At 70.3% G+C, this 11417-nt stretch carries 12 protein-coding genes, 1 tRNA gene and 2 pseudogenes; 8 read left to right on the forward strand and 7 right to left on the reverse strand.

Going from position 1 to position 11417, the window contains the following annotated elements:
• The first annotated feature begins 100 nt into the window (after nt 1–100).
• Nucleotides 101–2026, forward strand: a complete 1926-nt coding sequence (locus ACFYP4_RS26140) for an IclR family transcriptional regulator C-terminal domain-containing protein (protein WP_388788482.1) — start codon at nt 101–103, stop codon at nt 2024–2026.
• Between the two features lie 70 nt (nt 2027–2096).
• On the opposite strand, the gene ACFYP4_RS26145 is transcribed toward ACFYP4_RS26140, so the two are convergent.
• Nucleotides 2097–2966 (reverse strand): TetR family transcriptional regulator, encoded by an 870-nt coding sequence (locus ACFYP4_RS26145; RefSeq protein WP_358850007.1) that lies wholly within the window; start codon nt 2964–2966, stop codon nt 2097–2099.
• Between the two features lie 399 nt (nt 2967–3365).
• On the opposite strand from ACFYP4_RS26145, the gene ACFYP4_RS26150 reads away from it, so the two are divergent.
• Nucleotides 3366–3438: transfer RNA gene (locus tag ACFYP4_RS26150), tRNA-Arg, on the forward strand.
• 70 nt (nt 3439–3508) lie between these two features.
• Here ACFYP4_RS26150 and ACFYP4_RS26155 read toward each other — a convergent pair.
• Nucleotides 3509–3691: pseudogene (locus ACFYP4_RS26155) on the reverse strand (site-specific integrase); the annotation flags it as partial.
• Nucleotides 3689–3829 (reverse strand): annotated as a pseudogene (locus tag ACFYP4_RS26160) (conjugal transfer protein TraS); the annotation flags it as partial. The pseudogenes ACFYP4_RS26160 and ACFYP4_RS26155, both read right to left, overlap by 3 nt.
• 268 nt (nt 3830–4097) lie before the next feature.
• On the opposite strand from ACFYP4_RS26160, the gene ACFYP4_RS26165 reads away from it, so the two are divergent.
• Nucleotides 4098–4667: a DinB family protein gene (locus ACFYP4_RS26165; RefSeq protein WP_358850006.1), complete on the forward strand. Its 570-nt coding sequence runs from the start codon at nt 4098–4100 to the stop codon at nt 4665–4667.
• 254 nt (nt 4668–4921) lie between these two features.
• Here ACFYP4_RS26165 and ACFYP4_RS26170 read toward each other — a convergent pair whose 3' ends face one another.
• Nucleotides 4922–5488, reverse strand: a complete 567-nt coding sequence (locus ACFYP4_RS26170; RefSeq protein ID WP_388788486.1) for a hypothetical protein — start codon at nt 5486–5488, stop codon at nt 4922–4924.
• A gap of 362 nt (nt 5489–5850) precedes the next feature.
• Between ACFYP4_RS26170 and ACFYP4_RS26175 the strand changes: the two genes are divergently transcribed.
• The 3 genes from ACFYP4_RS26175 to ACFYP4_RS26185 all read left to right on the forward strand — a co-directional run bounded on the left by ACFYP4_RS26175 (nt 5851) and on the right by ACFYP4_RS26185 (nt 7762).
• The gene (locus ACFYP4_RS26175) at nt 5851–6351 is read left to right on the forward strand and encodes a sortase (protein WP_388788489.1); all 501 of its coding nucleotides are present in this window, start codon (nt 5851–5853) and stop codon (nt 6349–6351) included.
• 99 nt (nt 6352–6450) lie between these two features.
• The gene (locus ACFYP4_RS26180; RefSeq protein ID WP_388788492.1) at nt 6451–7122 is read left to right on the forward strand and encodes a class F sortase; all 672 of its coding nucleotides are present in this window, start codon (nt 6451–6453) and stop codon (nt 7120–7122) included.
• Between the two features lie 175 nt (nt 7123–7297).
• Entirely contained in the window at nt 7298–7762 is a 465-nt protein-coding gene (locus ACFYP4_RS26185) for a hypothetical protein (RefSeq protein ID WP_388788495.1), read from the forward strand.
• Between the two features lie 136 nt (nt 7763–7898).
• On the opposite strand, the gene ACFYP4_RS26190 is transcribed toward ACFYP4_RS26185, so the two are convergent.
• Nucleotides 7899–8408 carry a hypothetical protein gene (locus ACFYP4_RS26190; protein ID WP_388788498.1) on the reverse strand — a complete coding sequence of 170 codons (510 nt, stop codon included), beginning with the start codon at nt 8406–8408 and terminating at the stop codon, nt 7899–7901.
• A 396-nt stretch (nt 8409–8804) separates the two neighbouring features.
• On the opposite strand from ACFYP4_RS26190, the gene ACFYP4_RS26195 reads away from it, so the two are divergent.
• A complete protein-coding gene (locus ACFYP4_RS26195; RefSeq protein WP_388788799.1) occupies nt 8805–9350 on the forward strand; it encodes a GNAT family N-acetyltransferase in 546 nt (181 codons plus the stop codon).
• 15 nt (nt 9351–9365) lie between these two features.
• On the opposite strand, the gene ACFYP4_RS26200 is transcribed toward ACFYP4_RS26195, so the two are convergent.
• Entirely contained in the window at nt 9366–10175 is an 810-nt protein-coding gene (locus ACFYP4_RS26200; RefSeq protein WP_388788501.1) for a hypothetical protein, read from the reverse strand.
• A 250-nt stretch (nt 10176–10425) separates the two neighbouring features.
• Between ACFYP4_RS26200 and ACFYP4_RS26205 the strand changes: the two genes are divergently transcribed.
• Entirely contained in the window at nt 10426–10872 is a 447-nt protein-coding gene (locus ACFYP4_RS26205) for a hypothetical protein (protein WP_388788504.1), read from the forward strand.
• A gap of 5 nt (nt 10873–10877) precedes the next feature.
• Here ACFYP4_RS26205 and ACFYP4_RS26210 read toward each other — a convergent pair whose 3' ends face one another.
• On the reverse strand, nt 10878–11378 hold the full coding sequence (locus ACFYP4_RS26210; RefSeq protein WP_388788507.1) for an ATP-binding protein: 501 nt from the start codon (nt 11376–11378) through the stop codon (nt 10878–10880).
• Between the last annotated feature and the right edge of the window lie 39 nt (nt 11379–11417).

Consider the following 11417-nt stretch of genomic DNA (forward strand, 5'->3'; position numbering starts at 1 on the left):
GGGTGCCCTTGACCTGCTGGGCCGGTCGGGTGTCCGGATCTGCTGGGGCGGGCGGTCACGCATTACGGTGTCTCAACCGAGATCCGTTACGGAGAGCCCCATGCCATCGAACGTCTCGCCGGCACTCGACACCCCCGTACCCGACGAGGCCGTCGCCCCCCTGATGCGCGGCATCGCCGTGCTGCGGCGGCTGACCGATGCCGACGGGGTGTCCAGCCTCAGCGGCCTGGAACGGGCCACCGGGCTCGCACGGTCCACCGTCGACCGGATCACCGCCACGCTCGCGCGCATGGGGTACGTACGCCTGGACGGCCGCGACGCCGTCCTCGCGCCCCGCCTCATGGAACTCGGCAACGCCTACCTCGCCGCGCTGCGCCTGCCCCGGCTCCTCGCCCCGCACGCCGACGCGCTCGCCGACGAGCTGGACGAGTCGGTGTCACTCGCCGTCGGCGACCTCGACGGCATCCGGTTCATCCACCAGGCCACCCGTCGGCGTGCGATGTCCCTCAGCTTCCGCATCGGCGACCTGCTCCCGGCGGAGCGCACCGCGCCGGGGCCGCTGTTCGCCACCGAGTGGGGGCCCGCGGAGTGGGCGCACTGGCACGCCCGCCGCGACGCCGACCCGGAGGACCGGGGCTTCCCGGCGGTACCGGCCAGGAGCCGCCCGATCGACTACGCCGAGTTCGACGAAGCCGAGCTGGACGAAGCCGGGCTTGTCGATGCCGAGTTCGACGCTGCCGGGGAGAGCGACGAGTCGAGGGGCGGGCGGGACGGTGAGGGGGCCGCCGGGTCGCCGCACCGAGGTGGGGCGGGGCAGCCGTACGGAGACCCGGCGGGGCAGCGGGAGGGCCGGTCGTACGGTGCCGCGCCGGTGGGCGGTGCCGCGCGAGTAGGTGGTGCCGCGTCGGAGGGCGGTGCCGCCGACGCGCCCCGGCGCCGCCCCGCCCTCGGGGACGACTTCGAGCGGCGTACGGCCGAGGCCCGGGAGACGGGCTGGGCACTCGACGACCAGCTCATCGAGCAGGGGCTGGTCGCCCTCTCGGTACCGGTGCGCGACCCGGGTTCCGGCCGCGTCGCCTGCGTCGTCAGCGTGGTCAGCCACACCAGCCGGCACACCGCCGCGGACCTGCGGGACACGCTGCTGCCCCGGCTGCGGACGGCCGTGGCGGGGATGGAGGAGGAGCTGCGGCGGACACCGCCCGCCGAGCCGGCCGACCGCTCGGGGCTCGCCGGATGGACGGGCGCGTCCAAGCAGGAACTGGGCCGCGAGTTCATCGAGTCGCTGGCCCGCGGTCTGACGGTGTTCACGGCGTTCGACGAGGGCCGCGCCGAACTGACCCTGTCCGACATCGCGCAGGCCACGGGGCTCCCCCGGGCCACGGCCCGCCGCGCCCTGATCACCCTGGAGCACCTCGGCTACGTCACCGCCCGCGACCGCGTCTTCGGCCTGACCCCCCGCGTCCTCGGCCTCGGCTTCCCGCCGTTGTCCCGGCTGACCCTCCCCCAGATCGCCACCCCGTACCTCTCCACGCTCTCCCAGCGGCTCCAGGACTCGGCGTCGCTGGCGATCCTGGCGGGCGACGACATCCAGTACACGGCACGGGTCGCCACGCGCGGCGTGATGAGCGTCAACGTCACGGTCGGCACCCGGCTGCCGGCGTACGCGACCTCGCTGGGCCGGGTGATGCTGGCGGACCTCCCAGACCCGCGGCTTCCGGATCCGGCCCCGCTGACCCCTCGTACGATCACCGACCCCGGGCGGCTGCGAGCGGCCCTGGACCGGGTACGCGCGGAGGGGTACGCCCTGGTCGACGAGGAACTGGAAGAGGGCCTGCGCTCCATCGCCGTACCGGTGCGGGACGGCGACGGCCGGGTCGTGGCGGCGGTGAACGTCGCCATGCACAGCAGCCGCCGTACGGCGGAGCGGTGCGTGACGGAGGTCCTGCCCGAACTGCACGCGGCGGCGACGCGGATCGAGACGGATCTGCGGGTGGCGGGGAGGTTCCGGCGGGTGCCTGGGGGGTGAGGGGTGGGGGGTGGGGGGCATGGGGATGCGTCCCCTCTGCCCGTACCTCCACCTCTACCGTTCCGGTGCTCTACCGTTCCGGTGCTCCGCCGTTCCGGTGCTCCGCTGTTCCGTTGCTCCGCTGCCCGGGTCCGCTGCCGGGTGCGCGGTAGGAGCGGCCGACTGGATCGCCCGGGATGCCGGAGGCTCCGGGTGGACCGGACGTGGCGGGTGCACCGGACGTGGCGGGTGCACCCGACGCGCCGGACGCTCCGGGCGTGCCTACGAGGTGCCGCCCTGCGGGGACCAGCTCGCCGACGACGTCCGCGGCGGCGAGCCGCGGCAGGAGCAGCGCCCAGAATCGGGTGAGGGTGGACCGCGAGAGCCACCGGTCGTCCCGCGCCCCGAGCGTCTCGAAGCCGACGACGGCGGCCACGACGGTGGAGGCCGCGTCGCGCGCGGACACACCATTCGCGAGCACGCCCTCGCGGTCGGCCCGGCCCAGGACGTCGATGACGTACTCGTGCCACCGGCGATGCAACTGATCACCGACGCGGCCGGAATCATCCCCTCCGGTCAGCGCGAAACCGGCCCGGAGCACGACGTCATGACTCAATCCGTGAAGCAGGGTGTGGGAGGCGTCGACGAGGACCTGAAGGGAACCGCCGGCCGACGCCACCGTTCCGTTCCGGGGCGGCCCCGCCGCCGAGGGGGATCCCCCGCCGCCCGAGCCCTCGCCCACTCCGGTGATCCGCTCGAGCCGCTCGGCGGCAGCTCGGCCCACCGCGTCGGCCAGGGCCGCCTTGCTGGCGAAATGAAAGTGCAATGCTCCATTGCTGACTCCGGCCCGAGCGCTGATGGCGGCCAGGGTGACCACCTCGAAGCCCTCTTGGTCGAAGAGCTGGGCGGCGGACTCGATCAACGCGTTGCGGGTACGGACCGCGCGCTCCTGCTTGGCCATCGGGGGCTCCCATTCTCACTGGAGACTCCGAGGAGGGTAACAAACCGTCCATGCGGTTTAGCGATTCTGCGTCGAGTCACGCTGGAGGGTCGGTAGGTTTTCACTGGAGCCCGCGGAAAATGGCAGGGCTGAGCCACAGAAACACGGTGGGAGCCGAGGAACCGACACGCGTGGTCACCGCCGAGGTGCACACCCTCAGAGCGCTCACGACCTCGTCCGCAGAACGCCAAGGCCCTGACATGCGCGGCCTGTTCGTCTCACCCCCACCGTCGGCCCCCGACCCGGCCCGCGCCTTCCCTCACCGCCGGGACAGCCCGCCCACGGCCACCCCGGCCTGGCCACTTCACCCCAGGCCACCATCCGCTACGCTAGTCGCCGGGTCTCCACAGAGATCCGCACGCCTTCGTAGCTCAGGGGATAGAGCACCGCTCTCCTAAAGCGGGTGTCGCAGGTTCGAATCCTGCCGGGGGCACAAGGGAAAACGGCCCGGACCGATATGGTCCGGGCCGTTTTGACGGCGGCGAGTTGACGGCAATCGCCCCTCAGGCGGCCGGCAGACGGCGCTTGAGCAGTCGATCCATGTGACTGATGGCCTCCCGCTGGGTGTCGTGCACGACGTGCGTGTACACGTCCATCGTGATGCTGATCTGGCTGTGCCCAGGGATCTCCATGATGACCCTTGGCGCGACGCCGGCCGCCGTCACCAGGGTGGCGCAGCCGTGGCGCTCGGCCGAGGCGGCGACGTCGGCGGGTTCCTGCCCCGGGGCGAGCCGCAGGCGTAACCTCGTCCGCGTCGGCCTGGACCACCAGGGTGGTGAAGACCCGCTCCAGGTGCCGTCGACGGCCCACATCCGCAGCCGGTTGTGGACACCCCGCCAGTTGCTCTACTTCTCCGGCAGTGAACCCACTGCGTGCCGGTCTGGAACTTAAAGGCGATCCCAGGGGCCAGCACCCGCTCAAGTTGGTCGGGCCGAGGAGGTCCTGGGTTCAAAACCCGCCATCCCGACAGGTGGAGCACCAGGTCAAGCCACAGCGCCCTCGCCCCGGGCTACTTAGGTCAGGATCTGACCTCCATGCCCTCTAGCGTCCTCCTTGCCCGGCGGAACACGAACCACGGAAGGCAGAGCGACCATGAGCGAGACCGTGACTGTCGACGAACTGGCCACCCACGACTCGGCCGACGAGCTCACCACCACCGGCGAGCGCACCGACTTGCTCGAGGCCCTGGCCAAGCAGCGGCACTTCCTGCGATTCACCACCCGTGACCTCACCGACGAGCAGGCCGGGCGCCGGACCACCGCCAGCCAGCTGTGCCTGGGCGGCCTGATCAAACATGTCACCGCGGTCGAGCGGGCCTGGGCGCAGTTCATCCTGGACGGCCCGTCGGCGATGCCCGACTTCACCACCATGACCGAGGCCGACTGGGCTCGACGGGCCGACGAGTTCCGGATGCTGCCCGGCGAGACGCTGACAGGCGTGCTCGCCGACTACGCCGAGGTAGCCCGCCGAACCGACGAACTGGTCGTCACCCTCCCCGACCTGGACGCCACACAACCACTACCGAAGGCTCCGTGGTCCGAGCCGGGCGCGCGATGGTCGGTCCGCCGGGTACTGATGCACATCTTCACCGAGACCGCCCAGCACGCCGGCCACGCCGACATCATCCGTGAGTCCCTGGACGGCGCCAAGACCATGGGTTAGCCGGCGGCGCGGCAGGGCGTATCGCCCCGTGCCTGAGGGTGGTACGCCCACAGATCCCGCCGTCAAATGGCCTTCGATCGGCTGCCCGGCGTCGCGGCGGCATTCCCGGTGAGGATCGACCTCGGCCAGCTCTGACCCACCCGGTGCCCAGCAGTAAGTGACGCCGGCGTAGGAGGGGTTTCCCACGAACTGGCACTTCGCCGTGTTTGAGGCCGTGCCAGCCCGTGCCACTCATGCCACGCGGATGCCACGGGTCAGTAGTCGGAGAAGTTCCAGAACATGCCCACCTCCGTGCCCGAGACGACGACCAGGCCGTAGTCCTCCGAGTAGAAGTCGCTCAGCGGGTCGTATCCCCAGTGCGACGTCGTGAAGTCGAGTGTGCCGGGGACAGGGCCCGGTCTGCTGACGTTGGTGTGATAGGTGGCCTTGTCGCCGTACCGCGCGAGGATCGTGCGTGCCATCGTCCGCAGTTCCTCCTCGCTCTCGGTGAAGCGCCTCAGGTTGGACAAGGTGCAGCAGTCGTCCGTGAGGGCCAGCAGCAGGTTTTCAGCACTGGCCCGGTCGATCTCGTGGAGACGCCGCGCGATGTACTCCGGAGGGTGAACGGCGAACGGGTAGGTGGGCGACCCGTCGTGATCCGAGGTCTGCGCCGGATCGTCGAGACCGGCCCAGCCCCGGGGATCGGGGACCGCCCGGGCCATCAGCGCGAGGACGTCGAGGACCCAGTCCTCGTGGCGCCGCGGGCCCGTGGCGTCGTACGGGTACGCGTCCTCGAACAAGTGGCGTATCGCGGCTTCCCAGGACGTCTGGTCGGCGGACATGTAGTGCTGGCCTTTCTCGGCGGGGCTTGGGGTCAGAGGGCATCGACGTCACCGGACGCCAGTTGTCCGGGTCCGTCGGCTGCCTGAGCAGATTGCGACCGGTCGTCCCACCGGCCTTTCAAGATCATCCGACGGGCGGACGCTGATCCCTCGTCACCTGTGCGGTGCGATCTTTCAATCTCGTCCTCCGGGCCGCTCACCTGCATAAATGATCAAAGGAGTGCGGTCGCCGGGTGTGGCCGGGTGGCCCATCCGTCCGTATGTCGTGTTGCGGCCCTGACGGTCTGTCGGTCTTCTCAGGAGAAGAGCACGACAACGGTGCCGCGCGTCCCGGCCGGCCACTGCTTTCTCGGAGGAACTTCATGCGTATCAAGTGTGCAGGCGTCGGCATCGGTCTGGTTCTCGGTGCCGTCGCCCTGTCGAGCCCAGCCGCGGCAGCCACGAGCGGCCCCGACGGTGATCCCGGCATCCACATCAGCTCCAGAAACGCCGCCCCGGGCTCCACCGTCCGCGTCAGCACCACAGCCTGTGGGTCGGAGACCTACGGGAAGGGCGAGTCCGAGGCAGGAGGCAAGTTCCACATCCTCCCGGGCGACCGCAAGGGCGAACTGGCCGGCGAGTTCGAGGTGCCCATGGGAACCGAGCCCGGTGCCTACACGGTCACCCTGAAGTGCCCGCCCCGCGTCAAAGTGACGGGCACGTACGTGGTCGGCACCGGCCACCCCAGCGGAGCCGTCGATGCCGGTTTCGGGACGGCCAACGACAAGAGCACACAGCTCGCCCTGGGGGCGGTGCTGCTCGCCGGGGCCGCCGCCGGAGGCGCGATCAAGCTGCGCCGCCGCCAGGCCGGGGCCCGCACCTGACGTTCGCTCCAGCGGCCCAGCCCCGGGCCCGTGCGGGTCCGGGGCTGGAGCCGCATCCGTCTTCACTCATTTCGGCCGCGAAGCGGAGGCGCCAGAGCGATGGCACCCGGCGACGAGTCCGTCGATCCTTCTCCCCTGTTCACCCCCTCCACCAAGTTTCTCGCCTACGCCCTGCTGGCGGGCTTGCTGCTGGTGTCCACGGCGCTCCGCGACGGACAGCCTCCGCGACCTTCGACCGCGCAGTCCCTCTCCCCCTCCCAGCGGCCCGGTCCCAACAGCACCGCCTCGGCCCACCGCCCCTCCGTGCCGGCGCTGCCTCCGTCCGATCCGGTCCGGCTGCGGGTCCCCTCCATCGGCGTGAATGCCCCGATGACGGAACTGACCCTCGACGAGACGGGGGCACTGCGCCCACCGTCGGAAGACCTGCCGGCCTTCGCCGGGTGGTACGGCGGCGGCACGGCTCCCGGCTCGGTGGGGACAGCCGTCACGACGGGACACGTCGACACGCGGGCCGGCCCCGGGGTCTTTTACCGGCTCGGGGCGCTGGCCAAGGGCGACACCGTCGAGATCACCCGGGCCGACCGGCGAACGGCCGTCTTCACGGTCGACGCCGTGGAGCTCTACAGCAAGGAGGCGTTTCCGAACGAGAAGGTCTACGGCAGTTCCCCCCGGCCCGAACTTCGCGTGATCACCTGCGGGGGTGAGTACGCGGAGAAGACCGGCTACCGGGGCAATGTCGTGGTCTACGCGACGATGACCGCGGTGACTTGACCACCGTCTGTGCCGTTCCCACCTCCTTCGGTATGCGCTCAAGCGACCGGCCTCGCATGAACGCCCGTGAGCAGGCAGCCCCCCGGCCCCGGGCCACCACCGCGGTGGGAGAAGCCTGCCGGCTCCCGAGTTGCGTTATGGCCCGCGAGGAGGCCGTGCGTGATCAGCTTGGGGCGTGGAGACCATCATCGCCAGCGGCATAGCCGTCCTGGGGACGCTGCTCGGTTCGGGGATCACCCTTGCGTTCCAGCAGCGCACCATCGACAGAACCCACCAGCTCACCCGACGCGAGAAGCTCCGACAGGAACGACTCGATGCCTACTCCGCCTACGCCGGCGCGTTGGTCAACTACCGCCGCTGCCTGGTTCACCTGTGGTTCTGCGAGCACGAACAACCGCCGCCCGAGGACCCCGACACGGTGCGGATCCGCGCCTACGACCTACGCTCCAACGCACAAGAGGCGCTGTTCCGGGTGCAGATGCTCACCGACGACGAGACGCTGAGCCGGAATGCGGAGAATTTGCTGGCAGACATCACGGCACTGTTCAAGACGGACAGCAGAACGGAACTCGACGGTGCCAGGGTGCGGACCCGTGACGGCATCAGCCAGCTGGTCAGGGCAGCCAAGCAGCACCTCTGAGGCACCTGCACGCCGAGAAGCCGTATCTCAACCGATCTTGGAAGGTGCAGGTCGAACAGGGGGCCGTGGGTGATCTTCCAGCGGTGAGCAAGGCCGTCCTCACCCCGGAGAAGCAACGATGAAGAGACGTGCTGTGCTATTCAGCCGCGTCGGCGCCGTCGCTCCGGCCTACGAAGGCGACACCACGCCAGGGCGACGGACCGCCGAGTGCCTGGGCGAGACGTTCCTGCGAGGGATGAAGGGAGCGTCGGGCCGCATTCACGAACTTCAAGTGCCCCTGTTCCAGGGCGGTGTGGATCGGTCGGAGCTCCTCCAGATCCGCCGGCTGACGATCGTGGAAGAGAATAGTGAAATCCTCGATGACATCGCAGAGCTGGAGAGCCGCTGCGGCGGCCTCGGGATTCGCCACCAGGCTCAGCGACTGGATCGCGGCATTGAACGGTCCCCATGCGACTGCGGGTCTGCGCCGTTCCAGGAACGCCTCACGCAGCTCCATCTCGACAGCGCCGAAAGCCTGCAGGAACCTCTCATAGGCGGACGTCTGTGTCTCCTGAAGCCATTTTCGATTCTCGCTGCGCCGCCCAACGATCCCGCCTGCAACGACGCCCACGACGGTGGCGGCGACACCACCTGCGGTGGATATCAAGAGCGCCCATGGAACACCCATTTCAAACCCCCTGATGGTTGCCAGACGCCGTCTCGACCGATCTTGGAACGTAGGGTCGAAAAAGTCTTGGTCGAGTGGACTTCCGGCGGTCGGTGCATGAAGGCAGGGCCTCCTGGTAGCTCGGGGGTGCGACCCCGTTCCGAGCGGTTCCCAGAGGCCCTGTTCTCGTTGTTGTACGCACCCGAGCCTGTCTTCTTCAACTCGCTTGTCGGGTCGTGCGATCGTCTCGCGCACGTGTGCAACGCGGCCGCCCGTCCTGGTCGGGCTTCCGAGGTCCCGGCACACCCCCCCTGCTTGCCGAGCCGTCGGGCGGCGTGAGGGATGGGGGGCGGGGTGGTTATCCTGCCTCGTCCTGGTCCGGTCAGAGAGGTCCTCATCGTGAGCAGTGCCGTGTCGTCCTTTCCCTCGCGGGTTGAGCTCGTCGGGGAAGGGCTTGTTCTTCGTGACTGGGCCGAGGGGGACCTGGCGGCCATGCCGGGGCTTTTCGATCATCCCGACATCGCCTACTGGACGCCGATCGTCTCGCCCTTCGACGAGGCCGCCGCCCGTGCGCGGCTGGCGAAGGACCGGCAGTTGCGTGCGGAGGGTACGGCCCTCCTGCTCGCCATCACCGTCGACGGTGGTCCGCCCCTCGGTGAGGTGATGCTGCGGCGGGCACCCGAAGGCACGGAACTCGGTTACGCCGTCGGGCCGGCGCACCGCGGTCAGGGGCTGGCCGTGCGCGCGGTGCGGGTGATGGCCGCCTACGCCTTCGAGCGACTCGGCTCCCAGCAGGTGATCCTGGAACTCGAGGCCGAGAACGCCGCCAGCGTCGCCGTGGCCACCAAGGCCGGTTTCCGTCTCCTCGACGTCCCGCTGATCACCGGCGAGGAGAAGGGGCGCCCCTTCGCCCTGCAGACGTGGGGGCTTGACCGCCCCTGACCCCAAAGGCCTCGGTCACGTCGCCAGCGGCAGACAGTCCTTGAAGCTGTGCGGGTACAGCCACGGGCTGTGGTCCCCTGCCGCGAGCGCGTCCAGCGCCGACACGGCATCCGCCGCGGTCTTGCAGCGTGGGTGCCGTGCGGCGAAAGCGGCCACGCGCGCACGCTGGGTGGGCAGCCAGGCCGCGATCGTCCCCGGGTCGCCGTCGTACCACCAGGAGAACCCGAAATCCTCCCAGAGAAGATCGGTCGTCCAGTCGAAGACCAGGCGTACGAGTCCGGCGTCCGCCGCGGGGCCGGTGAGACCGGCGATGACCTCCAGCCATCGCCTCAGGTCGTCCGTCGCGTGCGCGATTCCCTCCAGGAGCGCGGTGACCTCCCCGGCGCATCCGCCGTCCGTCACCGCGATGGACAGCAGGGCCCGGAAGGCGCGCTCGACGGCGGCACGTTCCGGGGCCGGCCAGTTCAGGAACCCGGCTCCGTCCGCGCCCAGACGGCCCAGTTCGCCGGCCGGATCCACGTCATGGCCATGGGGTCCCCAGTAGCGCAGGGCGCGGGGCATGAGGCGGCGCCAGATCACCGCGTACTGGTCCTTGTCCCAGTGGCTGGTGACTTCGCGCATGAACGCGCCGAGGAGGTCGTCCGGTACGGCGGCGGGGTCCCCGCCGAGGAGGCGCAGATCCGACTCCGGGAAGCAGAACGTGCAGCCGTCCACCGGGCGGTCGAGCGGTGGAGGGGGCGCGAAGACCCGGTCCGCCTCGGCGAGCGCCTGCCGCCACCTCGCGTACGGGTCGGGATCGGGACAGGGAACGGGAAGACCGGACATCAGCGACCTGCCGTGGGACTCCGCTCAGGCGGGCCCGGCGAAGAGCGTGACTTTAGCAGGCGGCCCCCCGCCGAGGTGATGCGCAAGTCGGCCTTCTCCAGCAGCACTTGGCTGGTCGCCCGGTCGGAGGAGCCCTGGTCGATAATCACTGCCTAGCGGGTCTGCGCCGACGGCAGGGCGCCCCGACACAGCAACGGGGGCGACATTCATGCGCGTACGGGTCCGGTTTGCCGGAGCTTCGGTGGGGGCGGTGGGCACGGTGGGGCTGCTGCTCGCCTCGTGCTCGACCGGCGGCGGTGGCGAGGGGGCCGGTGCTTCCGTCCCGTCCTCCGCTCCGCGCGTCTCGCGGACCGCGGCCGGGGCGTCCGAGACAGAACTCGGTGACCGGGCGCGTGACGTGCTCGCCGCCGTGGCCAGTGGGACGTTTGTCGAGAGCGGGTCGGAGCGCGTGGCCGACGGTATCCACACCGAGCCCGGGCTGAAGGACGGGAAGACCTACCGGCTCAGTCTGGTGTGCCTCGGGACCGGCGGTTCGCGGCTGACGTTCACTCCGGAGAGCGGCACCTCGGGCGGCACGGTGCCGTGCGACCAGTCCGTCGTCCAGCGAAGGTTCAAGGGGCGCGCGCCGCTGCGGATCGACACCGAAGGGGCCGTTGGGGCGGCCGGCGTGATCGCCTGGCGGATCGACGCCCTCTGAGACGCTCACGTACGGCTCTCCGGGTCGCCTGTTCCCTGTCCCCCGGCCGGGGCGTTCTGCTGTGCTCCACTTCCGCGTGACCACCGGGTGAGTCCGAACTCGCACCACACGACCTTGCCCGGGTCCCGGTGCGCCACCCCCCACTTGTCGGCCAGCTCCGCCACCAGGAACAGTCCCCGCCCCGACTCCCCCGCCGGCGCGGTCACCCTCGGTTCGCCCCCGCCGCTGTCGTGCACCTCGACGCGCAGCACGTCGCCGCACGGGATCAGGCGCAGCCGCAGACCCCGGCCCGGCGGTACGCCGTGCAGCAGGGCATTCGTCGTCAGCTCACCGGCGCACAGCAGGATGTCGTCGTACGCGCCCGGCGGCACTCCCCAGTCCGACAGGGCGGCCCTCGTGAAGTCCCGTGCGGCGGGGACGGACTGGCGTTCGCGCCGGTAGAAGCGTTCACGAGGGCTGTGGGTGGTTTCGTCGTTCACGTGACGAGAGTCACGCTCTGTGGTCATGATGGAGCAGTGAGTGGGCCCGTACAGATTTCTTGTACG

It is taken from the genome of Streptomyces sp. NPDC005551, from assembly GCF_042871785.1.
GTDB lineage: Bacteria > Actinomycetota > Actinomycetes > Streptomycetales > Streptomycetaceae > Streptomyces.